The following is a 26,576-nucleotide window of genomic DNA, read 5'->3' as shown; positions in this document are numbered from 1 at the left end:
ACTGAGTCTGTCCGCCGCAAAATATTTCTGGCAAATTAATTTATGAAACGTGCAATCGTTTGCATAAAAGCGCTTATTTCGCATCTGCATTGCCGCTACTGGTGGTCGTAGCACCAGTATTATTTCCATCACTCCACTTAACTGGGCGGTATTCTGACCCTTTTAAGACATTTTTCCCACTCCCGCTTTACCTATGCCCTTCACTCCCACCCTCCGCCTGTGCGCCGGCAGCCTGACCGGCCTGCTCCTGCTCGCCAGCTGCGAATCGAAGCCCACCGCCACGCAGGAAACCACGGCTACCACCACGGCCGCCGACTCGACGCAAGCGGCAGCTCCCACGGCCGCCTCGTTTGGCAAAACCACCGACGGCGCCGAGGTGCAGCTGTTCACGCTCGCCAATAAAGCGGGGATGAAGGCCACTATCACCAACTACGGCGGCATCGTGACCAGCCTGCTGGTGCCCGACAAAGCCGGCCAGTTGGGCGACGTGGTATTGGGTTACGACAATCTGACTGATTATCAAAAAGATTCACCCTACTTCGGTGCCCTGATTGGCCGTTACGGCAACCGCATCGCCAAGGGCAAATTCACGCTCGACGGCAAAGCCTACCAGGTACCGGTGAACAACGGCCCCAACTCGCTGCATGGCGGCCTGCGCGGCTTCGACAAGCGCGTGTGGCAGGCCACGCCCGGCACCTCGGCCGACGGCCCCACGCTGACGCTAACCTACCTGAGCAAGGACGGCGAAGAAGGCTACCCCGGCAACCTCACTACCACGGTGGTATACACGCTGACCAACGACAATGCCCTGCGCCTCGATTACACGGCCACTACCGACAAGCCAACCGTCGTTAACCTCACCAACCACAGTTACTTCAACCTGGCCCACAGCACAGCCAAGGACATTCTGGGCCACATTGTGACGCTGAATGCCGACAAGTTCACGCCCGTTGATAATACGCTGATTCCGACCGGTGAACTGAAAGACGTAAAAGGCACGCCGTTCGACTTCACCGCGCCGCACGCCATCGGCGAGCGCATCGCGCAGGTGCCCGGCGCGGCCCCCGGCGGCTACGACCACAACTGGGTGCTGAACGGCGCAGGCCTACGCGTGGCCGCCACCGTGTTTGAGCCCACCACGGGCCGCACCATTGAAGTGAGCACCGACCAGCCGGGATTGCAGTTCTACTCCGGCAACTTCCTCGACGGCAAGCAGAAAGGCAAGGGCAGCACGGTGTACAACCAGCACTACGGCTTCTGCATGGAAACCCAGCACTTCCCCGATTCGCCCAACCAGGCCAAGTTCCCCAGCACGGTGCTGCGGCCCGGCGAGAACTTCCATTCGACGACGATTTACAAGTTCGGCGTCCGCAAATAACCGCTGGCCCCTGCCCTACCGAACCGGGCGGGGGCCTTCTGTTTAACTACTTCCAAGGTCTTAACTTATGCGCAACGGACTTACTACGTTCGATTTACTCGTCTTTTTATTCTACATCATCGGCGTATCGGGCTACGGCTACTACATCTACAAGCGCAAGCAGTCGGCGCAGCTCGACTCGAAAGACTACTTCCTGGCCGAGGGCTCGCTGACGTGGTGGGCCATCGGGGCCAGCATGATTGCCTCCAACATCTCGGCCGAGCAATTCATCGGCGCTTCCGGCGCCGGCTTTGCCCAGGGCATCGCCGTGGCGGCCTACGAGTGGGTGGCGGCCATCGTGCTGGTATTCGTAGCGGTGTTCTTCATGCCCATCTACCTGAAGCAGAAGATTTACACCATGCCGCAGTTTCTGGAACAGCGCTACAACAGCACGCTGAGCCTGATTATGAGCGTATTTTGGCTGTTTCTGTACATTCTGGTCAACCTGACGGTTATTCTCTACCTTGGCGCGCTGGCTATCAACAACCTGGTGGGCACTACCGATGGGGGCACCTTCCACCTGATTCTCATCGGGCTGGCGGTATCGGCGGTGCTGATTACGCTGGGCGGCATGAAAGTAGTGGGCTACACCGACGTTATCCAGGTAACGGTGTTGCTGCTGGGCGGCCTGGCTACCAGCTACCTGGCCCTCACGCTGGTGGGTGAGAAATTTGGGCTGGGCCCGAATGCCGTGGCCGGTTTCGGCGCCATGCTCGATTCGGCGCAGGACCACTTCCACCTTATTTTCCCCAAGCCCACGGCCGAATCCACGCAACCTGAAATCAGCCGCTACCTGGCTTTGCCAGGCCTGGCAATGTACGCCGGTGGCCAGTGGGTAGCCAACCTAAACTATTGGGGCTGTAACCAATACATCACCCAGCGCGCCCTGGGGGCCGACCTCAAGACGGCCCGCTCGGGCATCCTGTTTGCCGCTTCGCTCAAGCTGCTGATGCCGCTGGTAGTGGTGGTGCCGGGCATTGCGGCCTACGTGCTGCACCAGCACGGCAGCCTGCAGGCGGAAATGAGCGTCGGCGGCGCGCTGAAAGCCGACAACGCCTACTCGGCCATCCTTTCCTTCCTGCCTAATGGCCTGAAAGGCTTGTCGCTGGCGGCCCTCACGGCGGCCATCATGGCCTCGCTGGCCGGTAAGGTCAACTCGATTTCGACCATCTTCACGCTCGACATCTACAAGCGCTACCTGCGCCCCAACGCTTCCGAAACGCAGCTGGTGGTGGTGGGCCGCCTTACGGTGCTGCTGGCCATGCTGTTGGCTGTGCTCTTCACCTGGGAAGATTTGCTCGGCGTGGGCGGCGAAGGCGGCTTCACCTTCGTGCAGAAATACACCGGTTACATTTCGCCCGGCATCGTGGCGGTGTTCCTGCTGGGCATGTTCTGGAAGCGCACCACGGCCACGGCGGGCATCGCCGGCATCCTGGCCGGCTTCAGTTTCTCGCTGCTGTTCAACGATTTTGCCCCGCGCCTGTTCGGTCCCGAAACGCTGCTGTACTCGGCTTTCAAAAACGCCGACGGCGTGTATGAAATCCCTTTCCTGGTAAGCATGGGTTTGTCGTTCTTCTTCACTACCATTCTAATGGTGGTGCTGAGCCTAGCCGGCCCGGCCATCAACCCAAAAGCCATTCCGCTGGAGCCAGGCCAGTTCCGCGTCAAGCCCGCGCAGATTATGCAGATTGTGCTGCTGCTGCTGGTTATCTCGGCACTGTATATTAAGTTCTGGTAGCCTGTTTTTGGCAGGTTTATAACATAAAGCCCGGCTTCTGCACCAGAAACCGGGCTTCATGTTTTCCAAATCATTTTGCTATCTAGCAGTTTGTTACGCTAATAATAACGCACATCAAACCGCCCATCTGAAAGGGTAACTACTCTGGTTGTCGTATCGTTAGTGCTTCGCAGCCGGGCCGAAAAAGTACCGGCGATGATGTGTTGCATTGTGTCGAGGGAAGTGATAGTCAGCGTGGCCGTGCTGCCATTGGCCCGCGAGCTGTAAACTCTGTAGTTCTCCATAAATTCCAGCTCTCGGGAAATATGGCTGCTAGTCGTCACATCCGGCCGGGGATTGAACTGATAGGTACCAACTTGGACCAAGGTATCGAGTGTGATGCGCAACGACTCGTCTACGTCCTTCGCCTCTTGACGAGCCTGCAGGTAGAAATTCCCAAAGCGGCTACGGTAGGCCCGTAAATTATTGCCGTACAGCGTCGAATCGTAATTGTATTCCCCATAGCTGCGCCATATCCGGCCGCCGGTTACGAAGCCAATAACGTTAGCTCCGCGCTGCGTAGCCGGAGGTAATTTGAAGGTAGGGGCTGGCTGCTGCAGACACTTGGTCATACTCATCAACGGCAGCAACAGGAGTAGGCGCAGGGCTTTCAATAGACGGTGGACAGCTAACGATAACTGGAATAGTATTTACCCTAAAGTTAACACCTGCGAGCTATTGCAGCTTGGCAGCTGGCTTGCCTTAACGATACTAATGCTAGTGCCGGCGCTTGTTGAAGTCGCCAAACATAATCCAGTCTTCCCATATTTTTCGGCCGGGCAGCACCTTGCCGCGCAGGTAGCGCTCCATCATCAGGCCCGCCGCCGGGGCCGCCGAGGTGCCGCCGAAACCGGAGTTTTCGATGAACACGGCAATGGCGATTTTGGGGTCTTCGACCGGCGCGAAGGCGGCGAAGGTGGCGTGGTCGGCGCCGTGGGGATTTTGCACGGTGCCGGTTTTACCGGCCACCGAAATGCCGTATTGCGCCAGCGAAGCATATTCGGCGGTGCCGCCGCGGCCGTCCACCACCTCGCGCATACCGGGAATGATGTATTTGAACAGCGCCGTATCGACGGCCGTGTAATGCTTCTCCCGGAACTGCGGCAGCGGGCCGCCGTTGCCGATGCCGCGCACAAAATGCGGCGTGTAATACCAGCCGCGGTTGGCAATAGTCGCCATCAGGTTAGCCATTTGCAGGCCGGTAATGCCGATTTCGCCCTGCCCGATGCTTAGTGAGTACACCGTGCGGTACACCCAGCGGTGGTAGCCGAGGCGCTTGTCGTAGTAGTCGGGCGAGGGAATGAGGCCGCGCTTTTCCTGGCTCATGTCCACGCCCAGCTTCTCGCCCAGGCCGAAGGATTTAACCATTTTCTGCCACTGCCCCAGGCCCAGGCGGGCGTCTTCGAACTTGTTTTTGCTCTGCCCGCGCAGCACCGCCGCCCGCATCACCTGGTAGAAGTACGGGTTGCAGCTGTTCTTGATGGCAATGCTGGCATTGATGGGAGCCTCGTGGCGGTGCGTACACTTCACCAGCTTCCAGTTGCACTCGAAGGGCGTGTTGGGCGTCACCACCCGCAACTGTAAGGCCACCAGCTCATTCACCAGCTTGAATACTGACCCCGGCGGGTAGGTGGCCTGCAAGGGCCGGTTGAATAAGGGCCGGTCGGGGTTATTCAGCAGGGCCATGTAGCGGTTGCCCGAGCCCTTGCCCGTCAGCAAGTTCGGCTCGAAGCGCGGGGCGGAGATGAACGCCAGGATTTCGCCCGTCTTGGGGTCCAGCGCCACGATAGAGCCGCGCCGGCCCGCCAGCAGCTTCTCGCCATAGGCCTGCAAATCAGCATCGATGCTCAAATGCAAATCCTGCCCGGCCACCGAGAGCGTATCGAACTCGCCTTCGCGAAAGCTGCCTTTTTCGATGCCGCGCACGTTCACCATCTTGTACTGCACGCCGCGCCGCCCCATCAGCGTCTGCTCGTAAAACGACTCCAGCCCGGTGATGCCGATGTTGTCGCCGGGCACGTATTTGGCGTACTTGGGCTTTTCCAGGAAGGCCGGCGTGATGGCTCCCACGTAGCCCAGGGCGTGAGCTAAGTTACTGGTTTTGTAAGCCCGCGCCATGCGCGCTTTCACGTAGAAACCGGGAAACTCAATCAGGTTTTCCTCAATGGCGGCTTTGTCGGGCGTGCTTAGGTTTTGCAGCACCGGCGAGGCTTTCACGCGGGAGTAGGCTTTGGCCGCTTTCAGGCTGGCGCGCAGCTCGTCCTGCGGTAACTGCAGCAGCTGGCACAATCGCATGGTATCAAGCCCTTTTACCTCGCGGGGCACCACCATAAGGTCATACACGGGCGTGTTCTGCACCAGCAGCTGGTCCTTGCGGTCGTAGATGAGGCCGCGGAAGGGAATCTGCACGATGCGCTGCAGGGTGTTGCGGTCGGCGGCCAGCTTGTAGGTATCGTCCAGCACCTGCATGTAAAACAAGCGCCCCGCAAACAGCAGTGCCACGGCCAGGAAAATGCCCTGCACGACGTATTTGCGGCCTTCGAGGTATTGCACGTTGAGAATTATGAATTATAAGTTATGAATTATAAACTGCGAAAAGAGCCTTTTCGTGCATGGACTACAAGCTGTCGACACTATACCCGAACGGCCAACTCATAATTCATAACTTATAATTCATAATTTCCCTACTGCCGCCCCCGCCGCACCGGGAAAAACAGCAGCTGCACAATCAGCAGCGCGAGGCTGGTAAACAGCACGCTGGTCAAAATCTTTCCCAGCGTCTGGCCAAAATGCTGGAAGCTGCCCAGTTCCAGCACGAAAAACGTGACGTGGTGAATGAGCACCAGCAGCAGCAGGTACACCGCAAACCACTGCCAGCCCATCTGGTGCACGTTCACCGAGTCCTGGGCGTCGTAGCCGTCGCGGGGCGTAAGCAGGCGCAGCACCCAGGGGCGCAGGTAGCCCAGCAGCAGCGCCGCCGCCGCATGCAACCCGCCGGTGTCGTAGAAAATATCCATCGTCAGCCCCATCACGAACGACAGCAGCAGTTGCACCACGATGGGTGTGCCCAAGGGCAAAAACAGCAGAAAGCCCAGGTAAAAAAAGCACCAGCCCAAATCAAACAGCACCAGCCGGCTGATAAGCAGCACATGCACCACAGCGTATATCGCAAAGCGAATCAGCTGAATGGCAACCGTTCCTAGCTCTTTCATTGCTTGCCCTCCCCTTCCGGCTTAATGCCCGTGCCGGCTTCCAGCGTGTCGCGCTCGGCCTTGGCGCGGGGCCGCACCACGTACACGTAAGTAAGGCGCGTGAAATCGACGCCCAGCCGCACCCGCACCGTCCAGAAGTTCTTGTCCGGCTCCTTAATAAACGACTCGACCTTGCCAATAAACAACCCTTCCGGAAAAATGGAATTGTAGCCGGAGGTAATAATGGTGTCGCCGCGCAGCACCTTGTTCTGGCGCGGAATGTAGTCGAGCAGGGCCACGGTGGGGTCGTCGCCGGGCCAGTGTACGCTTCCCACCGTGCCGTCACGCTTTATTTTGGCCGTCACCAACACTTTAGAGTGCAGTATGCTGGCTACCGTGGCGTAGTGCTCGCTCACCACTTTCACCCGGCCCACCACGCCATTGCTGGCCACCACGCCCTGCCCGGCCTGCACGCCGTTGGCCGAGCCCACGTTCAGCGTCAGGTAGTTGTCCACGTTGCGCAAGGTCCCATTAATAACGCGCGCCGGGATGAGCGGATACGCCGGGTCGAGGGCCGCCAGCTTCTGCAGCGCCAGCACCACGGTATCGGGCCGGGCGGCCGGGCGGCGGTAGCGCGGCCGGTGCAGCGAATCGGCCGGGTCGGGCGGTATCTGCACCGAGTCGGCCTCGCGGCCGGTGGTGTCGGGGCGGAAAAGCTGCTGGCGCAAACCGGCATTTTCGGCCAGTAGCGCCTGGTTTTGCTCGGCCAGGTGGAAGTAGTCGGTCACCTGCGTGCGGCGGGCCAGCAGCATGCCCGCGTAGGTATTGGCCGAGTTGAAGAAGGCCGCCCGCTGGTACGAGCTATTGGTAACGTACAGATACAGGCTGATTATCTGCAATAAGCTAAACACCAGCACCCCGCGAAATCGAAACAGGAAGAGGAATAAATTCCGCACGGGTGGTTAATAATTGTGATTTTCAAAGAACATGTTATGCTGAACGCAGTGAAGCATCTTCTCACGCTAAAACGATGAATTACTGCGTCGTTCTACGGTGACAAGATGCTTCACTGCGTTCAGCATGACACGTTCTTTTTTGTCAATGCTCAAGCCTTACGTCAGCAGCACGCCCCGGTAGGCCGGAATGTCCTTGATGGCCTTGCCCGTGCCACGTACCACGGCGCGCAGCGGGTCTTCGGCAATGTGAATAGGCAGCTTGGTCTTAGCCGCCAGGCGCTTATCGAGCCCGCGCAGCAGGGCGCCGCCGCCGGTGAGGTGAATGCCATTCTCGTAAATGTCGGCCGACAGCTCGGGCGGCGAGATTTCGAGCGCTTTCAGCACGGCTTCCTCGATTTTGGCCACCGACTTATCCAGCGCAATGGCAATTTCGGAGAACGTGACGCGGATAACTTTCGGAATACCAGTCATCAAATCGCGGCCGCGCACCTCGTAGTCGGCCGGCGGGTTGTCGAGCTCGGTCAGGGCCGCGCCCACTTCGATTTTGATACGCTCGGCCGAGCGCTCGCCGATGAGCAGGTTGTGCTGCCGACGCATGTAGTCGAGAATGTCTTGGTTGAAGACGTCGCCGGCCGTCTTAATCGACTGGTCGCACACGATGCCCGACAGCGCGATAACGGCAATTTCGGTGGTGCCGCCTCCGATGTCAATTATCATCGAGCCAACGGGTTGCTGCACGTCAATCCCAATCCCAATGGCCGCTGCCATCGGCTCCTGAATCATCCACACTTCCTTGGCCCCGGCGTGCTCGGCCGAGTCCCGTACGGCGCGTTTCTCCACCTCGGTGATGCCCGAGGGGATGCAAATCACCATGCGGTGCGAGGGCTGAAACAGGCGCGACTTGTTGTCAATCAGCTTAATCAAACCCTTAATCATTTCCTCGGCGGCGTGGAAGTCGGCGATAACGCCGTCCTTCAGGGGCCGGATGGTTTTGATGTTATCGTGGGTTTTCTCGTGCATCTGCTGGGCCTTGCTGCCGACAGCAATCACCTTGTTGGTGGTGCGGTCTTTGGCAATGATGCTCGGCTCATCCACCACGATTTTGTCGTTGTGAATGATGAGCGTATTGGCCGTGCCCAGGTCGATGGCGATGTCGCTGGTCAGGAAATTGAAGAAACCCATAGGGTTGAGGGATTAATAGCGGATAGGCCGTGGTGGTCGGCGCAAAATAATGGGCAAAGGTACGGCAGGATTAACTCCCCTCCTTTTCAAGGAGGGGATGTTGCGCTGCAAGCGCAACGGGGGTGGTTAGGCGTCGGCAGGGCTTTCGCGCAAATCGAATTGATTACTGCGTCGTTCTGACGGCGCGGTCCCGCCTAACCACCCCCGTTCGGCGCTCTTCGCGCCTCACATCCCCTCCTTGAAAAGGAGGGGAGTTTGTCGTTCTAGTGCTTAAAGTGTCGCACGCCCGTCAGCACCATGGCCATGCCCAGGTCGTCGGCGGCTTTGATGCTGTCGGCGTCCTTTATGGAGCCGCCGGGCTGCACCACGGCGCGGATACCGGCGGCGCCCGCAATTTCCACGCAGTCGGGGAAGGGGAAGAAGGCGTCAGAGGCCATCACGGCGCCGTGCAGGTCGAAGCCGAAGCTGGCGGCCTTCTCGATGGCCTGGCGCAAGGCGTCCACGCGCGAGGTCTGGCCGACACCGGAGGCCAGCAGCTGGCCGGCGCGGGCCAGCACGATGGTGTTGCTCTTGGTGTGCTTGCAGATTTTGAGGGCGAACTCCAGAGCGGCCGTTTCCTCGGCCGTGGGGGCCGATTGGGTGACGGTGCGGAACTCGGCCGCGCCTTCCACTACGCGGTCGAAATCCTGCTCGATGAAGCCGTTGAGCAGGGTTTTCACTTGCTTTTGCGGAAACTCGACGGGCTTCTGCAGCAGCAGGATGCGGTTTTTCTTGCTCTGCAGCACCGGCAGGGCATCGGCGGCGAAGCCGGGCGCAATCAGCACTTCGAAGAACAGCTTGTTGAGCTCTTCGGCGGTGGTCACATCCACTTCCTTGTTCACGATGATAACGCCGCCGAAGGCCGACACGGGGTCGCAGGCCAGGGCGTTGGCATAGGCCTCGTGGAGGGTGGCGGCCTGGGCCACGCCGCAGGCGTTGGTGTGCTTGAGGATGGCGCAGGCGGGCTCACCGTCGGTGAACTCGGCCATCAGGGCCACGGCGGCGTCCACGTCCACGAGGTTGTTGTAGCTGAGCTGCTTGCCGTGCAGCTGGTCGAAGAGAGCAGTGAGGTCGCCATAGAAAGTGCCGGCCTGGTGGGGGTTTTCGCCGTAGCGCAGGGGGGTACCGGGCTGTTGGCTGAGGCGCAGCTGAGTGCCGGCCACGGCGGTGTCCTGGCTGACGTATTTGAAAATCTCGGTGTCGTAGTGGCTGGTGGCAGCGAAGGCTGCTGCCGCGTAGTGACGGCGGTCGTCGAGGTCGGTGCTGGCGTTTTTGGCGCTCAGCAGCTCGGTGACGGCGGCGTACTGGTCGCGGCTGCTCACTACCAGCACGTCGCGGTAGTTTTTGGCGGCGGCGCGCAGCAGCGAAATGCCGCCGATGTCGATTTTCTCAATCACGTCGGCCTCGGGGGCGCCGCTGGCTACGGTTTCCTCGAAGGGGTAAAGGTCGACTACTACCAGGTCGATGGGCGGGATGCCGTGCGCAGCGGCCTGAGCCAGGTCAGCGTCTTCGTGGCGGCGGTGCAGGATGCCGCCGAATACTTTGGGATGCAGGGTTTTCACGCGGCCACCGAATACCTCAGGGAAGCCGGTGAGGCTTTCCACGGCCACCACTTCGGCGCCTTCATCTTCCAGAAATTTCTGCGTGCCGCCGGTCGAGTACAGCGTGACGCCGTGCTGCTTGAGCAGCTGCACCAGCGGGGCCAGACGGTCTTTGTGATACACGGAAAGCAGGGCGGCACGAATGGGGCGTTGCGACATAATCGGCGGGGAAAAAGCGGGGCGAAATTGCCGGCCACAAAGGTAGGCCCGACCCTGGGGCGGGGCCAAGCGCCCGCCCGGTTAATTCGGATATTCCGGCGGTTTTAAAAGCCCGGCTTTAACCCCAGCGCTGATGGCACAGTATAGCAAGGTTCCCGTCACTCCCCTCCCCCGCATGGTCGCCGACTTATCCGCCAATCCAGCTTTTCCGCCCGAACCGCTGCCCGCCACCGTCCCCGGCACCCCGGCGGCCGAAGCCGCGGGTGCCCGGCTGGCTCCGCAGCTGTTTGCGCTGGCCGCCGCCACGGATGCCGTCGGCGGGTTTCCAACTCAGGAGTTTGACCTGCTGCGCGCCGCCGGCCTGCTCACGGCCACGCTTCCGGCCGACCTGGGCGGCGCAGGCCTCGACACGCCCGCCGCTACCGGGCCACTACTGGAGCTGCTGCGCCACATCGGGCGCGGCAATCTGGCGGTGGGACGTATTTACGAAGGCCATTTGAACGCGCTGCTGCTCATCCAGCAGTTTGGCAGCGCGGCGCAGGTGGCGCGGGCGGCGGCCGATGCCCGGGCCGGGCATTTGTTCGGCGTGTGGAATACCGAGAATCCGGCGCAAGGCGTGCAGCTGGAGGCTTTGCCGGACGGGCGTTACCGCCTGCATGGGGCCAAGACATTTGCCTCGGGCGCGGGGCATGTTAGCCGCCCGCTCATTACTGGGGCCTTGCCCGAGGGGCAGGGCTGGCAGCTGTTCGTGCTGGATGCGGAGGCGCAACCGCCCGTGCTCGACCGCTCTTTCTGGCGGCCGCTGGGGATGCGGGCCTCGGCCAGCTTCCGGGCTGATTTGGCGGAGCTGGAGCTGGCGGCCGACGCGCTTATCGGCCCGGCTAACGAGTATTACCGCCAGCCGTGGTTTAGCGGCGGGGCCATTCGCTTCGCGGCGGTGCAACTGGGCGGGGCCGAGGCGGTGTTTGACGAAACGCGGCGCTTCCTGCGCAGCCTGGGCCGGCTCGACGACCCTTACCAGCGCCAGCGCCTGGGCGAAATGGCCATCCTGCTGGAAAGCGGGCGGCACTGGCTACGCGGCGCGGCCCAGCAGGCCGCTGCCCAGGCCCCGGCCGAAGCCACCGTGGCCTACGCCAACATGACCCGCACGGCCATCGAAACCATCTGCCTCGATATGCTGCGGCTGGCCGAGCGCTGCGTGGGCGCCCGCGGCCTGCTCCAGCCCGAGCCCTTCGAGCGCCTGCACCGCGACCTGACGCACTACCTGCGCCAGCCCGCGCCCGATGCAGCCCTGGCTGACGTGGGCCGCTTCGTGCTGGAACACGCGGAGCCGGCCAACCAGCTGTGGTAGCCCGTGCCAATTTCTGCTGGCGCGCGTCTCCGACGCGTGCCGACTGGCTTCGAGTCTCTGACTCGGCGCCAGAACGACCTACCGGACGAGCCGCTCAGAATAACGAGCCGGAGGCTCGAACCCAATCGGCACGCGTCGGAGACGCGCGCCAGCTACATATCATATCATACGCTTTTGACCGCTTTCGCCGACCTTCCACTTCGCTCCGCCGACTACGCGGCTCAGTTTGGCCCTACCGTCGTCGTTATCCCCCACCCCGACGATGAGGCGCTGGGCTGCGGCGGCCTGCTGGCGCTGCTGGCCCAGGCCGGCCAGCCGGTGCACCCAGTGCTGGTGAGCGACGGCACGATGTCGCACCCGCGCTCCCGCTTGTTTTCGCCCGAGGCCCGCCGGGCCGTGCGCGAGGGCGAGCTGCGCCACTCGCTAAGCCTGCTGGGCGTCGACGCCCACGAGCCGCTGTGCCTGCGACTGCCCGATGGCCAGGTGCCCGCCGAGGGGCAGCCCGGCTTTACCGAAGCGGTGAAACGGCTGCGCACCTTTTTAGAAGAAACCCAGCCCGCCACCGTGCTGGCGCCCTGGCGCCGCGACCCCCACCCCGACCACCGCGCCAGCAGCCAGCTGGTGCAGGCGGCGCTGGCGCAGCTGCCCGCCCCGCCCCACCGCCTCGAATACGTGGTGTGGGCCTGGGAGCGCGCCGCCCCCGCCGACCTGCCCCAGCCCGCCGACGGCGTGCGTGGCTTCCGGCTCGATATTGGGGCCGCGCTGCCGCAGAAGCAGCGCGCCATTCGTGCGCATCGCTCGCAGCTGGCGCCCGGCATTTTCACCGACGATGCCAACGGATTTCTGCTGTATCCGGAAATGCTGGCTCATTTTCAGCAGCCTTACGAAGTTTATTTTGAAGCCCTATCTGATGAACGAGAACCAGCCCAATAGCCTGCCGCCCGAGTATTTCGACCACGTGTACGCGGCCAACGCCGACCCCTGGCACTTCGAAACCAGCGCCTACGAGCACGGCAAATACGCCGCTACCCTGGCCGCCCTGCCCCGGCCGCACTACGCCGAGGCGTTCGAAATCGGCTGCTCGCTGGGGGTGCTCACGGCGCAGCTGGCGCCGCGCTGCGGCCACCTGCTGGCCGTGGATGTAAGCGAAACGGCCTTGTTCAAGGCCCGGCAGCGCTGCGCGGGCTTGCCGCAGGTCGAAATCCGGCGAATGCAGGTGCCCGAGGAGTTTCCGCCGCAGCCGTTCGACTTGATTCTGGTGTCGGAAGTGGGCTATTACTGGGCCCCGGCCGACCTGGAGAAGGCCACCCGGCTGCTCATCGACGCCCTGCCCAGCGGCGGCCAGCTCGTGCTGGTGCACTGGACGCCCCCGGTGCACGACTACCCGCTGACGGGCGACGAAGTGCACGCGCATTTTCTAAACCAAGCCGGCGAAACCGGCCCGCTCCGCCACCTCAGCGGGCAACGGCACGACACCTACCGGCTCGACGTGCTGGAGAAACGCTAACCCCACGCATTACTCGCTTTCGGGCGGCAGGGTATCAAGCAAAGCCTGCAAGCGCGCTTCTTCGCTTTCGAGGGCTTCGGCCCGCAGCACCCGCAGGGCCTGGGCGGTGCGGTCGTAAGCCCGCAGCTGGGATTCCGTGTCCTGGGCCAGCCAGTCGAGCCAGCGCTGGCGGCGAGCTTCGCGGGCTTCATCGCGCAGGCTGTCCGGGAAGCCCGGGTCGGCACGCAGGGCGGGCAGCAGCTGCTGCCGGGCCAGGGCCTGGGCCAGCTTGCGGCTGGCCCGCGCTATTTCGAGCCGCACCCGGTGGGCCTGCAGCTTGCATTCCAGCATTCGCAGCCGTAGCGGCCCCACCTGCAGGGGGCCGCCGGGGGCGGCCGGGTCGAGCACCTCGGCCAGCGACAGAGGTTCATCGGCTGGCCACAGGCGCCGGGCCCGGTAGGCCGGGTCGTTAAGCACGGCCGGTGGCACCTTGCCACACAGGTGGACCAGGTACAGATTGGGCAGCATCGGCAGGCTGTGCCGGTCGCTGGCGTAGCCGGCCAGCTGGTCGCGGCTCACCCCGAGGTAACCGGCTAGGTCTACCTGAGTCAGGCCGAGGTATTGAACAAGGCGGGCAATAGAATGGTCGGGGCGATACATGGATGGGCGGGGATTACCACAACTTTTTCTACAAATAAAATTTGTGGCACTCGATACCACAAATTTTTATCAACAGAAAATTTGTGGTAAACCATAACACAAATTTTTCCACAAATAAAATTTGTGGCAACCCCAGCCCCAGCGGTAAAGGCAATCAGCGCGCCCTATTGCCCTACGCCCGGGCCAGCAGCAGGCGCAAGCCTGCCAGGGCCAGCGACAGCGGCTGCAGCGCAATGGTGTCGCCAGCGGCGCGGCGTGCCGCCAGCACGTCTTCCCACAACTGGCCAAAAGGGGCCGCCTGACCCAACAAGGCCGTTAGCTCAGGCAAGCCTATCCGCAGTGCCTGCGCCAGGGCGGCATCCAGCGTTGCGCGGCCCGCCCACACGGCCCGCAGCTGGCGGCGCGCCCGCCACAGGGCGGCCAGCTGCGCCGGACACTCCACCAGCGGCTCGGCCTGCTGCTGGTGCAGCGTGGCCCACTGCCGCAGTTGCCACGACAAGCCCACTTCCACCCGCCCCTCGTGCCGGCCCGAGGTGACGACGCGCACCGCCGGGCAGTGCCGCAGGGGCACGTCGTGCCGCCGCAGGGCCTGCCACAGGGCCTCGTCCTCGAGGTAGCGCACGTCGGGCAGGCCGCCCACGCGGCGGTAGGCCCGCGCCGTAAGGGCCAGGCTGGCGCCAAAGTGCTGGTGGTGGCGGGGCCAGGGGTCGGCCGGGTCGGGGTCGAGCCGGCTTTCGAGCTGGGCGCGGAGCAGGTGGTAGGCGGCGTCGCGCAGCTGGGTGCGGCGCACAGTCGGGCAAACGTTCAGCTCATCGGCCAGCGTCAGGATGCGGCCGCCCACGGCTTCGGCCCCGGCGGCAACGGCGGCCAGATTAGCCGCCAGCCAATTGGGCGCCACCTGGGTGTCGGCATCGGTGCTGAGGATGAGGCCGGCGGGCTGGCCTACCAGCTCCAGGCGGGCGCCGGCCTCGTCCATGAGCAGGCGGCGGGCCCGCCCGACGTGGGCCTGGGCCGGCGGCAGGCACAGCTCGGCCACGTGGAGCGACAGCTGCGGGTAGCGGCGGGCTTGGGCGCGCACTACTTCGGCGGTGGCGTCGTGGCAATTGTTGGCCAGCACGATAATCTCAAACGAATTGACGGGCCAGGGCTGGCCGTGCCGGTCGAGTTGGGCCGCCAGCGCTGCCAGGGTGGCGGGCAGGCCGGCCGCTTCATCCTTGGCGGGGATGATGACGCAGGCCTGCAAGGCGCGGTGCGGTGGCGGCAGCTGGGCCCGCAGGCTGGTGGCGGCGTCGTCTCTCAGCGGCGCAGCTTCAGCAACGGCCAGCGCCGGAGCAGCCCCGGTCCCGGCCTGGGAAATATGAAAACGGGCAGGCGTAGCGTGGTTCATGCGCCATTCAGTACGCGCTGCATTCTCAAAGGATAAAGCCGAGCTTGCGCACCGAAACTTCCTACCCTGCGCATAAAAAAAAGTCCTTGTACTTACGCACAAGGACTTCCGAACGTGTTCAAACAGCTGGCCTTAAAAAGCCTCGCCGATGGCAAAGTACAGCGCCGCCGGGCTATCGGTACCCACGGCGTAGTCGAGGCGCAGGTTCACGCGGTTGGCGCGGCTACGCTGGAAGTGGCGGTTCACGCCGTTCTCAACCGGGCGAATGAAGTGGAAGCGCACCCCCAGCCCCCCGGCACCCTTGAGGCCGTCGCTAGTGAAATCGTTGAACTTGTAGGCCGTTTCGCCAATGCCACCGAAGGCGGCCACGTCGAAGCGCCAGAACAGGTACTGCCGCAGCTCGGCTTCTACCACGGCCAGTTGCCGGTCGCGGAAGCGCTGCTCGTAGAGGCCACGCATCACGTTGGCGCTGTTGTAGAGCGTGCCGCCCAGGTTGGCCCCGATGCCGGCCAGCTCGCGGAAGGGCACGTCGCCGGAGTGAAACTGGCCCAGCGCGTGCAAGGCCAGAATGGTTTTGGTGGAGCCAAACAGCGGCTGGAAGTGCCGGGCATCGACCTGGTAGCGGGTGAAGTTAAAATCGGAGCCTAAGCCTTTGCCGTTGAAAGTCGCGCTCAGGTCGAGGTAGCTGCCGGTATAGGAGGCCAGGGCCACGTCGCGCGAGTCGTACGTAACCACCGGCCCGAGGCCCGACACCGTGGTGCCACGCCGCTCCCGCTCGCTCACCCGCGGGTCGAGGGCGAAGAAGTTAGTCGCGCCGTTTTCCGCCGCCTTATCGTAGCGGATGTCGCTGACGTCGGTGAGGCGGTACTGCGCCCCGGCAAACCAGTCTTTGGCCACGCGCTTCTGAATCCGCTGATTGACGATGAAGAGCTTGTATTTCTGCTCCGACTCGTTTTCTTTCTTATTGTCGTTGCCCACGCCGTAGTAAAACAGCCCCAGGTCGTAAGCACTGATTTCGCCAGCCAGGTAAAACTTCTCGCCCGGCGTGTACACCGTGTGCGTGAGCTGCAGCAGCGACTGGCTTTCGGTGGTGGTCCAGTACTGCGCCCGGATGAGCGACGAGCGCGTGGTGGTGTCGCTCACGTCCTTGCCCAGCGGGCCGCTCAGCAGCAAGCCCAGCCCGTAGCCCAGCCCGGTTTCTTCCTGGTAAAAGACGACCGGGATGGGCAGCAGCTTCAGCCGCGGCGGCAAACCCAGAATCTTGGTTGATTTGATGCCGAGCGGCGCCGGCGCAGCAATAGCGGAGGCAGCGGTAACGGGTTCCGTTGGTTCGGAAGCGGCCGGGCCCTGGGCGGCGGCACTGCTGGCCACCCCCAGCAAGGTGGCGGCCAAATAAAAGAAGCGCATGGGAAGCGGGAAATGGATAAGTAGAGTGCGGTATCAACGGATTCCGCCGCCCTACGGTTGGCCGCCGCCCCCCAAACCTTTATTCTTCCAGCAGCAGCCGCTTCACCACGCGGTCGCGGCCGAGGTGGTCTTCCACGATGGCGGCGGCGTCATTGGGCCGCACGTTGCCATACACCGTGCCCTCCGGATACACGATAAGCGCGGCGCCCGGGCCCTTTTTGCACTGCTTGCACAGGTCGAGGCAATTGCAGGTCTGCACCCGCACGCGCTGCTTTTCGCCGCCGGTAAAGAGCTTTTTCAGGCCCTGAATTTTCAGCTCCTTCTTCAGGGCCTTAGCCACGTCGTCGCCCACGCCCGATTTCTGATTGGTGCAAACGAACAGGCGGCGGGTCTGGGACATGGTGAAGTAGTGAGGTGGTGAAATGGTGAGTTTAGGTGGTAAGGCGGTGAATATCGACAGAACAACAAACCCGCCATCTCACTATTTCACCACCTCACTACTATTCTCCCTGCCAGCGGCGGTTTTGCAGCTTATACGCCGCCAATTCCCGGTTCGACCACAGGGTTTGGTAAATCTGCTGGTCGTGGACCAATTGCGGGTCTTTTTCCATGAAGCCGAGCAACTGTTGCAGCAGTTCCACCGCCTCTTCCTTGATGAAGTAGAACATCCAGTTGTCGAGGCGGCGCATGCTCACCAGGCCGGCGTTTTTGAGGTAGGCCAGCTGGCGCGAGGTTTTTGTTTGCGTAAAATCGAGCACCTGCTCCAGGTCGGCCACCACCATTTCGCGGTTGCGCAGCAGCAAGTGTAGGATGCGGACGCGGCTATCGTCGCCCAGAGCCTTAAAAAGTTGTTGCCCGAACGCAACCGTGAAATGTTTCAAGCGCATCTAGTGTCTGGAACCCGGCGCTGAGCCGGGGCTCTTCTGGCCGCCAAAGGTACGGCCGGCCCGGGGCCTTGCCCCGTATATTTGTACTTCTGCCCCGTGATTATGTCCGCTTTACTGTATCTGCGTCGTTGTTCCTGGTGTGTTATCCTGCTGATAGTAGGCGGACTGTTGCTGGCCGCGCCCGCGGCCCAGGCCCAGGGCAAGCGTAAAGTAGTGCAGTTCACGGGCATCGTGGCCAGCGGCGACAGCCTGTTGGGCGTGCCCGGCGCCACCGTGTACGTGCCCAAAGCCGGCCGCGGCACCAGCTCCAACGCCTACGGCTACTTCTCGCTGGCCGTGCTGGCCGGCGACAGCGTGGTGGTCCGCTCGCTGGGCTACGCGCCCCAAACGGTAGTTATTCCCGAAGATTACCAGCGCCAGAGCTACTCCGTCATCGTGCAACTGCGCGAAGATGCCACCGTGCTGCCCGAGGTGCGCGTGTTTCCCTACGCCACCGAGCGCGACTTCAAAAAGGCCTTCCTGGCCCTACGCATGCCCACCGAGCGCGGCTCGGCAGCCGCCGACAACCTCAACGAGCAGCTCATGCGCCGCATCTTCAACTCGCAGCCGATGGGTGCCGTGGCCAATTACCGCCAAACCATGAGCACCCAGCAGATGGAATACGACCGCCGCATGGGCATGGGCCCTAGCCAGTATTCCAACAACCCGCTGCTCAATCCCTTCAGCTGGCTGCAGCTCATTCAGCAGGTCAAGAAGGGCGAGTTTAAGAAAAAGGCCAGCGACGACGACTATTAAGCCAGCCCGGGTACAACCCTGACGGGTAGTTTGCGGTTAAGAAGAGTGGACATTTCTTCTTCCGAATGGATACCAATCTTCCGGTTTCGTCGCAGCCGCGCGTAGTTATCGTGGGCTGTGGTTTTGGCGGCCTGCGCCTGGCCCAACAGCTGCGCAAAGCCCCCGTGCAAGTAGTAGTTATCGACCGTAACAACTACCACAACTTTCAGCCGCTGCTGTATCAGGTAGCTACCGGCGCGCTGGAGGCCGACAGCATTGCCTACCCCATCCGCAAGATTTTCACGGGCCAGAAGAACTTCTTCTACCGCATGGCCGATGTGCAGCGCATCGACTCGGCCAGCAACACGGTCGTTACCAGCGTTGGCGACATTCGCTACGACTACCTGGTGCTGGCCACCGGCTCGCTCACCAATTTCTTCGGCCTAGAAAGCATCGAGCGCAACGCCATGCAAATCAAGAGCATTCCCAATGCTCTGAACCTGCGCAGCTTCATTTTCCAGAACTTCGAAAAAGCCCTGCTCACCGAAGACCCGGCCGAAAAACAGGCGCTGCTGAACATCGTGGTGGTGGGCGGCGGCCCCACGGGCGTCGAAATCAGCGGCTCGCTGGCCGAGATGCGCCGCAGCGTGCTGCCGAAGGACTACCCCGAGCTGAACCTCAAGAACATGCAAGTGTACCTGGTGGAAGCCGGCCCGGCCCTGCTGGGCCCCATGTCGAAGGCCTCGCAGGACGACGCCAAGCGCTACATGGACGAGCTGGGCGTGCGCGTGCTGCTCAACACCTCCATCAAGCGCTACGAGGACAGCCGCGCCTACTATTCTGACACTGATTTCATTCGAACCGAAAATCTGGTGTGGGCCGCCGGCGTGAACGGCGCCGAAGTGCCCGGCCTGCCCGTCGAGGCCATCACCCGCAACAAGCGCATCACGGTGAACAGCTGGAACCAGGTGCCGGGCCTGCCCAACGTCTTCGCTATCGGCGACGTGGCCTTCATGACCACCGACGACATGCCCAAGGGTCTGCCCATGCTGGCCCCCGTAGCCCAGCAGCACGCCGACCAGCTCGCCGCCAACCTCCAGCGCCTACTGCGCGGCGAATCACCGCAGGATTTCAAGTATTTCAACAAGGGCTCAATGGCCATCGTGAGCCGCAACAAAGCCGTGGTAGACCTGCCCAAAGATGTGCATTTCCGCGGCTTCTTCGGCTGGCTCACCTGGCTGTTCGTTCACCTGATGACGCTGGTAGGCTTCCGCAATAAAGTAGTGGCGCTCATCGACTGGGCCTTCAGCTATTTCAGCACCGACCAGGCCCTGCGGCTCATCATCCGTCCCTTCAGCCGCAAGGATATGAAGGATGACCAGGGCAAGAAAAGCGCGGAGCACCGCACGGCCACGACGGAGTATAACCCGACGCCGCCGGCTATTCAGGTATAACTTGCTGAACGCAGTGAAGCATCTTATCACGTTAGAACCAATTGTTCCGGCGTGATAAGATGCTTCACTGCGTTCAGCATGACAGGCTATTCCGCCAGCACCGTCGTTTCCGGCCCGGCCACTACCGTCTGCATCTCGTCCGGCGACAGATATTGCTGCGCCAGCTCGCGCAAGGTTTCCGCATCGGTGTGCTCGATGTCGTGCACATACCGGTCGTAGTAGTCGGCCGGCAGGCCCAGAAACACGAGCGTTTTGTACTTGTCGCACTGCTCAAACACCGTTGACAGCTCGTTGGCGAATTTGCCAAGGATGTAGTTCTTCACCGTCGTCAGTTCCTCCGCAGGAATCAGTTCCTCCTGCAGGCGGCGCAGTTCCAGGTTGATTTCGCGGATGGCCAGCTCGGCGCTTTCGCCATTCACGTCGGTGCCGATGACGAGCACGGCGGCGTGCTCGCGGGGCTGCACGCTGGCATAGATACCGTAGGTCAGGCCCTTGTCTTCGCGGATATTTTTCATCAGCCGCGAGCCGAAGTAGCCGCCCAGCACTTTCACCAGCAGTTGCAGGCGGTGCGTGTCGGTGTGGTGCGGCATGGGCCAGCGGCGGCCCAAGCGCAGGGAGGCCTGCAGGCTGCCGGGCACGGGCACCTGCACCGTCAGGGCCTCGCGCTCGAAGTCGCGAGCGGCCTCAGCGTCGCTGCCGGTTTCCAGCGCGGTTTCGCGGGTGGTAGTGCCAAAGGCCTCGGCCACCAGCGGCTGCAGCTCGGCCACGTCGCCGCAGAGGAAAATCTCGGCGTTGCCGAAGCTGTAAGCCGCGTGGTGGAAGTCGCGGGCTTCCTCGGCCGTCAGAGCCTCGAAGGCGGGGCTGTCGAAAGGGCGGCCATAGGGTTTATCGGCACCGAACAGCAGCTCGTTGAACCGCTCGGAGGCGAGGTAGCTGGTTTTCTGACGCTCCACGCGCACGTTTTGCGTGGTGCGCTTTTTCAGCTGGGCCAGCTCGTCGGCCGGGAAGGCGGGGTTGGCCAGTACATCCGTCACGAGCGGCAGCAGTGTGGGCAGGTGGCGCGTAAGGCAATACAGCGTGAGCGTCGAGCGGTCGAGGCCGGCGTCGCATTCCAGCGAGGCACCGTAGAAAGCCACTTCGTCGGCAATCTGGCGGGCGCTGCGGGTAGTGGTGCCTTCCAGCAGCATCCGGGCCGTGAGCATGGCCAGGCCGGGGCGCGGCTCCACCGTTTTACCGGCCCGGAACACGGCCTGCAGGCGCACCACGGGCTGTGCGGCATTGGCCAGCACATGCAGGCGCGCCCCGCTGGGCAATACCGACACAGCAGTAGGGGGTAACGTTACGCGGGCCAGAGGCTGAATGGGGGGAGCAAGCGTACGGTTGAGCATAATTTTCTGAGAGTAGTCGATACAAGGTAGTCAGTAGTTGGATTTCCGCTAAAAAGTAGTCGGTAGCCAAACAATTGTCTGACTACCGACTATCTGATACTGGCTACCCTAAAATTAGTTCGTTGGCACGTCGCCGCTGGTGCCACCGGCGCCGTTTTCGTCAAACGCTTCGGCCAGCTTGTTGAAGTTGAAGTGCAGCGACACGCGGATAGTCTGGGCCAGCGGGTTGGCGCGCGAGTTGGGCACGAGGTAGGCACCGTCGATGCCAAACACGTTGAAGCGCACGCCCAGACCCATGCTTACGTACTGACGGTCACCTTTAGTGGGGTGTTCGTAGAAGTAGCCCACGCGGGCCATAAGCAGGTCATTGTAAGTATATTCGAGGCCAGCCGAGAGGTTGATTTCACGCATCTCCTCCTTAAAGCCCCCCTGCGCATCGCTGAACGAACTGAAGATGCCGTTCACAATGGATTTCTGGGCAATTTCCACGTTGCGGTCCCGGATGCGCTCCAGCTGTTCCTGACGGGCTGTGCCGGTCAGCACTTCCTCTTCGTAATAAGGCGAGGGCACCAGCAGCTTGGTAGCGTCGATGGCCAGCGTGATTTTATTGTACTGGTCAATCTCACGGGTGAGAGCCGTGCCGAGCTTCAGCGTAGTAGGCAAGAAGCTGGGGTTGGTGGCATCGGTGTAAGTTATTTTGTTACCGATGTTTAGAATCGACAGGCCGAAACCCAGGTTGTAAAGACCGGTGCCGATGGTGGCGTCCTTGTTGTAGTACGCGCCCAGGTCGACGGCAGCGGCGTTGCCAGGGCGGGCATCGTTACCCGTGCTGCTGCCGGTGAGGTTTGAGCGGATATAACGAGCCGATACACCCACGCCAAAATTGTCAGTCAGCTTCTGGCCGTAGGATACCGTAACGGAATATTCCTTGGGATTGAACAAGCCATTGGCCTGGTTCTGAGCCGTGCGGTATTCAATTTCGCCGAGGTCGAAATACATCAGCGACACGCCCAGCGCTGAGCGGGTGCCCACTTTACCGTAGCCGGACAGGTAGGCCAGGCCCATGTCGTCGGTCACGTTGCGCAGCCAGGGCGCGTAGGAAGGCGAGAAGGCGAACTTGGTGGGCACAAAGCCCAGCTTGCCCGCATTGAAGTAAGCGCCGTTGGCGTCGGGCGAGGTGGCCACTCCAGCTTCGCCCAAGGCCGCAGCCCGCGAGTCGGGAGCCAAGGTGAGGATGGGTACTGCCGTAGTAATGGTAGTAATAGGACTCTGAGCCTGAGCGCTAAGGGCGGCCACTGAAAGGCCTGCCACCAGTGCCCCGCGCGACCGGGAAAACAAAGACTGCATAGAAAGGGAAATGAGGGCTACATACAGCCCGGGCACAAAGAAAAGCGGATTTTAGTTCAGGATGACGAGCTTCTCGAATTTTGAAGCCGTGCCGTTACCAGGCGAACGTACGCTAACCCGGTAAATATAGACGCCGCGAGCGAGCTGGTCGTCGTATTCATCACGACCATTCCAGGTGAGGCCTTTTTGATGGGCCTCACTGCCAAACACCGTACTACGCAGCGTACGCACGAGCTTACCGGCTACGGTAAATATTTGCACCTGCACATCGAGGTCGTCGCCGGCCCGGTTGTGGTCAAACATGAAAGTGGTGTTGCCCGCAAACGGGTTCGGATAGTTCAGCACGTGGTTGATGGCCAGTTGCTCATTGTGCGATACTACGAATTCAATCTCCTTCTCGGACGAGTTGTTATACGTGTCCCAGGCTTTTACGCGCAGCACGTGGGGCCCCAGCGTCAGGTTCTTGAACAGGTACTTGACCCGACCGGAAGTAAAGTCATCGACTTTCGACACGTAGCTATCGTTGAGAATCACCACCTTCACGGGGTCATTATCAAGGGTGGCCGTAATCTCGTGGCCGATGCCGGCGCCGGTGGTATTGATGCCATTTTCGTCGCTCAGGTCGCCAAGCAGCGTGGTGTTCTGGGCCGTAGTGCCGCCGAACACGAACGACTCGTCATCCATAAACAAGCCAATAACAGGCGGCGCGTTGTCGCCGCTACCGGTGCCGCTGCCGCCTATCACGGTGCCTCGGTAGCCGTGGGCATCGATATGCTGGGTGGGGTCAAAGGCGTACAGGCTGGCCTTGCCCAGGCCCGGGCTGTAGTTGATATCCCTGGGTACCACAAACGTAACCGTATAGTGCCCATTGATAACGGTGGCCTGACCGCCGTACACCACGCTTTCCTGCACCTTGATATCCTGCGGGGCATCGCCTGGCATATTGGTCCGGGAATATTCGTCGCCAAAGGTTCTCGAAATAGTCGGCTTATCGAAAATCGTAATCTGGGCTGTGCCGTTGAAGGTGGTGTTCACGTTACCGTTGAGGTCGAGCACGCGGCCTTTGAGCCGCACTTGCGTCAGCGCCTTTAAGGTGTCGCTGACTACCCAGGCCATTGCGCCGTTGCGGGTCTGGTGGCGGCTGATGGTGTCGAGCGTTACGGTTTGCTCAGGGTACGCCAGCACCATGCTGGGGTCGGCCAGCAGGGTGTAATTGCGGTTGTTGGTCCCGCCGCCCGTGTAATCGTTCTTACTCAGCATTGTGATAGTGGCAATGCTGGGGTGGCGATTACTTATACGTTGAAACAGACGATTGTAGAAAGCCTTGTTGAGGCCGGCATTCAGGCTGGCATCGACCACACGGGTGGTGGTAAACAAGCCGACGGCGCCGCCCTGTATATTGTCGGTCAGCACCTGCTCGCCCGCCGACACGATATCGGGGCTGTCGTAGGTGCTAAAGTCGCAGGTACCCGTCACCATAAAGGCCAGGTTGTTCGGGTTCTGCAGGGCCATCACGGAGGCATTGGTCACAATCTGCTCATCGGTCAGGCCCTTGGGGCCGCCGTGGCCCAGATAGTTGATTACCAGAGAGCCTTGCTCAAACGAGGCGTCAATAGCCTTCATGGCCTCTGGCGAGCGCTGCCCGGCAGCCACACTTACCTGCGGATACATATCGAGGTAAGCCTTGTGGATATTGTACACCGGATACGTCGTCTGAATACGGCTGGCAATTTCATCGGAGCCGGAGAGGCCATTGGTCTGCTCCAGGGCAAAAATGCCGCCGTCACCATCGTCACTGGTCAGGGTCACGCGGTTGCGCCACTTACCGAATGAAGCGGTAGCATCGTAGCCAAGGAGCTTGGTTACCATCTCCTCGGCATGTACAGCCGAACGGGGATTATCAACGGGCGTGCGGATGGGCAGACGGCCAACGCCAATATCCTGATACTCATTAAAGCCCGCCACCGGCTCGGCCCACTCGCCCTCGTGGTCGTCCAGGAAACCGAAATAGTCGTCGGAAGAATAGCTTTTGCGGTCTTCGCCGGTGAGCGAGTAGAAGGGCACGAACGACTCACGCGACTCGTAAGTCGGCACATAGTTCTGGTTGTAGCGGTCGAAATCAGCCGTGTTCTTAAACGGCACCCGCTGCGCCCACCACGCTGGCTCCGCTGTCTTGTCGTTCATCGGGTCCGATTTATAGTCGTACGAAGCATCGCCGAACAGCAGCAGAAACAGATGCTTGCCGGCCGGGGCACGGTCATATACCTGCTTCATCAGGTCGCGGATAGCTGTCACATCCTGCCCGCCCGAGCTGTATTCGTTATATACTTCGTTGGTTGTCACCACGGCCACCTGCAGGTTGTTGTGCGTGCGGCGGTGATTGGCCAGCCGCTCGGCCTGCGCCTTGAAGGCCGGGTAGGTCACGATTACCATATCCAGCAAGCCGTTGCTGTTCAGAGCGTGCAAGTCCTGGTTAGCTACCCGGCCGAAGCTGCGCACGGTTTTCAGGGTGCCGTTGGGGCGGAAGGCCACGTACTCCCGCACCGAATCGGTGAGGGCCCAAAACTCGCCCGTGGCGGCATCGAACTGCGGCGCCCGGGCGTTGCGCGGGTTGGTTACGTCCCACACGACGGCGTCGGTGGCATTGCTCAGCACAAAGCGGCTAATAGCCTGCGGTACAATGTTATCCAGCGAACGAAACTCCTGCTGCGCCCCGCTCAGCCGGAGTTGGCGCTGCGCGGTTATTTCCAGGTAATCGAGGTAGGCGTTGGCATTGCTACCCGAGTTATATGTCATCCCGATTTGCAGGGAATTGCCATACCCGGCTGGTACCGAGGCCTGAAAAGTATTAGTAGTAGGCATTGCTACCGGGCAGTAGCCGCAGGTTTGCGTAGGGGCCAGCGTTTGGGTGCCCAGCGGCGCCCCATTCAGGGTGAGCTGAAAGGCAGTGCTTAGTGTCGCCGTCGATACTGCTGCCGACTTCACGTGTAGGGTCGAACCTACCACCAAATCGGGTACATCACTAAACGTAAAGTTCTTTGCCGTGCCCGAGCTGAAGCCATCCCCCACCCATTCGCGCCCCGAATAGAGCAGGTTGGCAAGGTCGTGCTCGTAAAAATACCGGTCGGTGAAGGTGGTGATGCTGGGTTCGCTGCCGGTGGTGGCCGGGCGGGCCATGGGGCTTACGCGGCGGCCGTTTGGCGTGTCGCCTACGGTAATAAAGTAGTAAGTAGTATCGCAGTAGATATTGTTGCGGTGCTGAAAGGTGCCGTTGGTGTACTGCCAGGTGTGAGCGCCGGGCGAGTAGAATAGCAGAGAGCTGCTGGCATCGAAAGTATTGCCGGCATTACCTACAAACATCACAGCATTCTCGGCTAAGTCGTCGGGGCGATAGGTAGAGTTGAGCTGCGGCAGAATGCCCATCGAGTTGCCATACACTTTGATGCGGCGCTGGTCGATGCCTTGAACGTTAACACCCATTGTGCGCAAGGTGTTGAAATCCAGCTTGTATATACCACTTTCGGCCACTCCAATCTTAAACCATTCACCGGTTTTCAGCACCGAGCCGGCAGCATGGCCGCGGGCTCGGCCACCCCGGGCCGCTACGGCGGTGGGCGAATAGACGTAGTCGAACGACACCAGGCGCTCAGGCTGGCCGGTCTGGCTATTGCGGCGCACCGTACCCAGGCTCAGGTGCGTGATGGGCTGCTTCATTTCGGTGCCCGAACGCAACGTGGGCGTGGGTCCGGCGGGCAGCTTACTGAGACTAAAAAGCTTGGCTTCCTCGGCCGGGAAAGGTTCGTAAACCGTATTGGTCAGCTGGCCATCGAGTACGTTGCCCGTCAGGCGCAGCGAAAACATCCCTACCTGGTCATCCAGATTGTAGTAAGCCCCGGCGAAGGTGGGCACGCGCTGTTTGCGGCTGTTGCGGCTGGGTACTTCCGTGGTGCCGCCCCACTTGATGACGCCGTGCGCGGTGGTGCCGCCCGACTGCGCCCGCACCGGAGCCATTGTCGTGGTGGTAAATCCCGCAAGCGCAAGCAGAAGGAAAAGATAACGCATACACGTAAAAATTAGGGAAAACAGACGGCGAGCCAGGCCGAGGCAGTGGCC

21 protein-coding genes are annotated in these 26,576 nt (G+C 61.5%); 7 read left to right on the top strand and 14 right to left on the bottom strand.

The window, feature by feature from the left end:
* Positions 1 to 193 precede the first annotated feature (193 nt).
* Positions 194 to 1,378: an aldose epimerase family protein gene (locus Q5H93_RS20165; RefSeq protein WP_305008482.1), complete on the top strand. Its 1,185-nt coding sequence runs from the start codon at positions 194 to 196 to the stop codon at positions 1,376 to 1,378.
* 67 nt (positions 1,379 to 1,445) lie between these two features.
* Positions 1,446 to 3,155 carry a sodium:solute symporter family transporter gene (locus Q5H93_RS20160; RefSeq protein ID WP_305008481.1) on the top strand — a complete coding sequence of 570 codons (1,710 nt, stop codon included), beginning with the start codon at positions 1,446 to 1,448 and terminating at the stop codon, positions 3,153 to 3,155.
* A 98-nt stretch (positions 3,156 to 3,253) separates the two neighbouring features.
* Here the strand turns inward: Q5H93_RS20160 and Q5H93_RS20155 are convergent, their stop codons facing one another.
* From Q5H93_RS20155 to purH, 6 genes are all read right to left on the bottom strand, one after another.
* Positions 3,254 to 3,808: a Riean_0653 family protein gene (locus Q5H93_RS20155; protein WP_305008480.1), complete on the bottom strand. Its 555-nt coding sequence runs from the start codon at positions 3,806 to 3,808 to the stop codon at positions 3,254 to 3,256.
* Between the two features lie 103 nt (positions 3,809 to 3,911).
* Positions 3,912 to 5,747: a penicillin-binding protein 2 gene (gene mrdA, locus Q5H93_RS20150; RefSeq protein WP_305008479.1), complete on the bottom strand. Its 1,836-nt coding sequence runs from the start codon at positions 5,745 to 5,747 to the stop codon at positions 3,912 to 3,914.
* Between the two features lie 131 nt (positions 5,748 to 5,878).
* A complete protein-coding gene (locus Q5H93_RS20145; RefSeq protein ID WP_305008477.1) occupies positions 5,879 to 6,406 on the bottom strand; it encodes a hypothetical protein in 528 nt (175 codons plus the stop codon).
* Positions 6,403 to 7,341 (bottom strand): rod shape-determining protein MreC, encoded by a 939-nt coding sequence (gene mreC / locus Q5H93_RS20140; RefSeq protein ID WP_305008475.1) that lies wholly within the window; start codon positions 7,339 to 7,341, stop codon positions 6,403 to 6,405. The genes Q5H93_RS20145 and mreC overlap by 4 nt, the downstream gene beginning before the upstream one ends.
* Positions 7,342 to 7,497: 156 nt before the next feature.
* Positions 7,498 to 8,523: a rod shape-determining protein gene (locus Q5H93_RS20135; protein WP_305008474.1), complete on the bottom strand. Its 1,026-nt coding sequence runs from the start codon at positions 8,521 to 8,523 to the stop codon at positions 7,498 to 7,500.
* Positions 8,524 to 8,786: 263 nt separating this feature from the next.
* Positions 8,787 to 10,322: a bifunctional phosphoribosylaminoimidazolecarboxamide formyltransferase/IMP cyclohydrolase gene (purH, locus tag Q5H93_RS20130; protein ID WP_305008473.1), complete on the bottom strand. Its 1,536-nt coding sequence runs from the start codon at positions 10,320 to 10,322 to the stop codon at positions 8,787 to 8,789.
* Positions 10,323 to 10,497: 175 nt separating this feature from the next.
* On the opposite strand from purH, the gene Q5H93_RS20125 reads away from it, so the two are divergent.
* From Q5H93_RS20125 to Q5H93_RS20115, 3 genes are all read left to right on the top strand, one after another.
* The gene (locus tag Q5H93_RS20125) at positions 10,498 to 11,673 is read left to right on the top strand and encodes an acyl-CoA dehydrogenase family protein (protein WP_305008471.1); all 1,176 of its coding nucleotides are present in this window, start codon (positions 10,498 to 10,500) and stop codon (positions 11,671 to 11,673) included.
* 174 nt (positions 11,674 to 11,847) lie between these two features.
* On the top strand, positions 11,848 to 12,606 hold the full coding sequence (locus Q5H93_RS20120) for a PIG-L deacetylase family protein (protein ID WP_305008470.1): 759 nt from the start codon (positions 11,848 to 11,850) through the stop codon (positions 12,604 to 12,606).
* Positions 12,584 to 13,180 carry a class I SAM-dependent DNA methyltransferase gene (locus tag Q5H93_RS20115; RefSeq protein ID WP_305008469.1) on the top strand — a complete coding sequence of 199 codons (597 nt, stop codon included), beginning with the start codon at positions 12,584 to 12,586 and terminating at the stop codon, positions 13,178 to 13,180. The genes Q5H93_RS20120 and Q5H93_RS20115 overlap by 23 nt, the downstream gene beginning before the upstream one ends.
* Positions 13,181 to 13,189: 9 nt before the next feature.
* Here the strand turns inward: Q5H93_RS20115 and Q5H93_RS20110 are convergent, their stop codons facing one another.
* From Q5H93_RS20110 to Q5H93_RS20090, 5 genes are all read right to left on the bottom strand, one after another.
* Positions 13,190 to 13,819: a hypothetical protein gene (locus Q5H93_RS20110; protein ID WP_305008468.1), complete on the bottom strand. Its 630-nt coding sequence runs from the start codon at positions 13,817 to 13,819 to the stop codon at positions 13,190 to 13,192.
* A gap of 172 nt (positions 13,820 to 13,991) precedes the next feature.
* The gene (locus Q5H93_RS20105) at positions 13,992 to 15,206 is read right to left on the bottom strand and encodes a glycosyltransferase family 2 protein (RefSeq protein ID WP_305008466.1); all 1,215 of its coding nucleotides are present in this window, start codon (positions 15,204 to 15,206) and stop codon (positions 13,992 to 13,994) included.
* Between the two features lie 132 nt (positions 15,207 to 15,338).
* Positions 15,339 to 16,613 (bottom strand): BamA/TamA family outer membrane protein, encoded by a 1,275-nt coding sequence (locus Q5H93_RS20100; protein WP_305008464.1) that lies wholly within the window; start codon positions 16,611 to 16,613, stop codon positions 15,339 to 15,341.
* A 79-nt stretch (positions 16,614 to 16,692) separates the two neighbouring features.
* Positions 16,693 to 17,013, bottom strand: a complete 321-nt coding sequence (locus tag Q5H93_RS20095; RefSeq protein ID WP_305008463.1) for a (2Fe-2S) ferredoxin domain-containing protein — start codon at positions 17,011 to 17,013, stop codon at positions 16,693 to 16,695.
* Between the two features lie 100 nt (positions 17,014 to 17,113).
* Positions 17,114 to 17,500, bottom strand: coding sequence for an ArsR/SmtB family transcription factor (locus Q5H93_RS20090; protein WP_305008462.1), 387 nt, complete (start codon positions 17,498 to 17,500; stop codon positions 17,114 to 17,116).
* 102 nt (positions 17,501 to 17,602) lie between these two features.
* Between Q5H93_RS20090 and Q5H93_RS20085 the strand changes: the two genes are divergently transcribed.
* Together Q5H93_RS20085 and Q5H93_RS20080 are read left to right on the top strand one after the other, a co-directional pair.
* Positions 17,603 to 18,295, top strand: a complete 693-nt coding sequence (locus Q5H93_RS20085; RefSeq protein ID WP_305008460.1) for a carboxypeptidase-like regulatory domain-containing protein — start codon at positions 17,603 to 17,605, stop codon at positions 18,293 to 18,295.
* A 65-nt stretch (positions 18,296 to 18,360) separates the two neighbouring features.
* Entirely contained in the window at positions 18,361 to 19,728 is a 1,368-nt protein-coding gene (locus Q5H93_RS20080; protein ID WP_305008458.1) for an NAD(P)/FAD-dependent oxidoreductase, read from the top strand.
* An 86-nt stretch (positions 19,729 to 19,814) separates the two neighbouring features.
* Here the strand turns inward: Q5H93_RS20080 and Q5H93_RS20075 are convergent, their stop codons facing one another.
* The 3 genes from Q5H93_RS20075 to porU all read right to left on the bottom strand — a co-directional run bounded on the left by Q5H93_RS20075 (position 19,815) and on the right by porU (position 26,525).
* A complete protein-coding gene (locus tag Q5H93_RS20075; RefSeq protein ID WP_305008457.1) occupies positions 19,815 to 21,050 on the bottom strand; it encodes a M16 family metallopeptidase in 1,236 nt (411 codons plus the stop codon).
* Between the two features lie 180 nt (positions 21,051 to 21,230).
* Positions 21,231 to 22,463: a type IX secretion system outer membrane channel protein PorV gene (gene porV, locus Q5H93_RS20070; RefSeq protein WP_305008456.1), complete on the bottom strand. Its 1,233-nt coding sequence runs from the start codon at positions 22,461 to 22,463 to the stop codon at positions 21,231 to 21,233.
* A gap of 51 nt (positions 22,464 to 22,514) precedes the next feature.
* Entirely contained in the window at positions 22,515 to 26,525 is a 4,011-nt protein-coding gene (porU, locus tag Q5H93_RS20065; protein ID WP_305008455.1) for a type IX secretion system sortase PorU, read from the bottom strand.
* Positions 26,526 to 26,576: the final 51 nt, after the last annotated feature.

The sequence above is a fragment of the Hymenobacter aranciens genome (genome assembly GCF_030580865.1).
In the GTDB taxonomy this organism is placed as follows: domain Bacteria; phylum Bacteroidota; class Bacteroidia; order Cytophagales; family Hymenobacteraceae; genus Hymenobacter; species Hymenobacter aranciens.
This window is presented reverse-complemented; position numbering and strand designations above follow the sequence as displayed.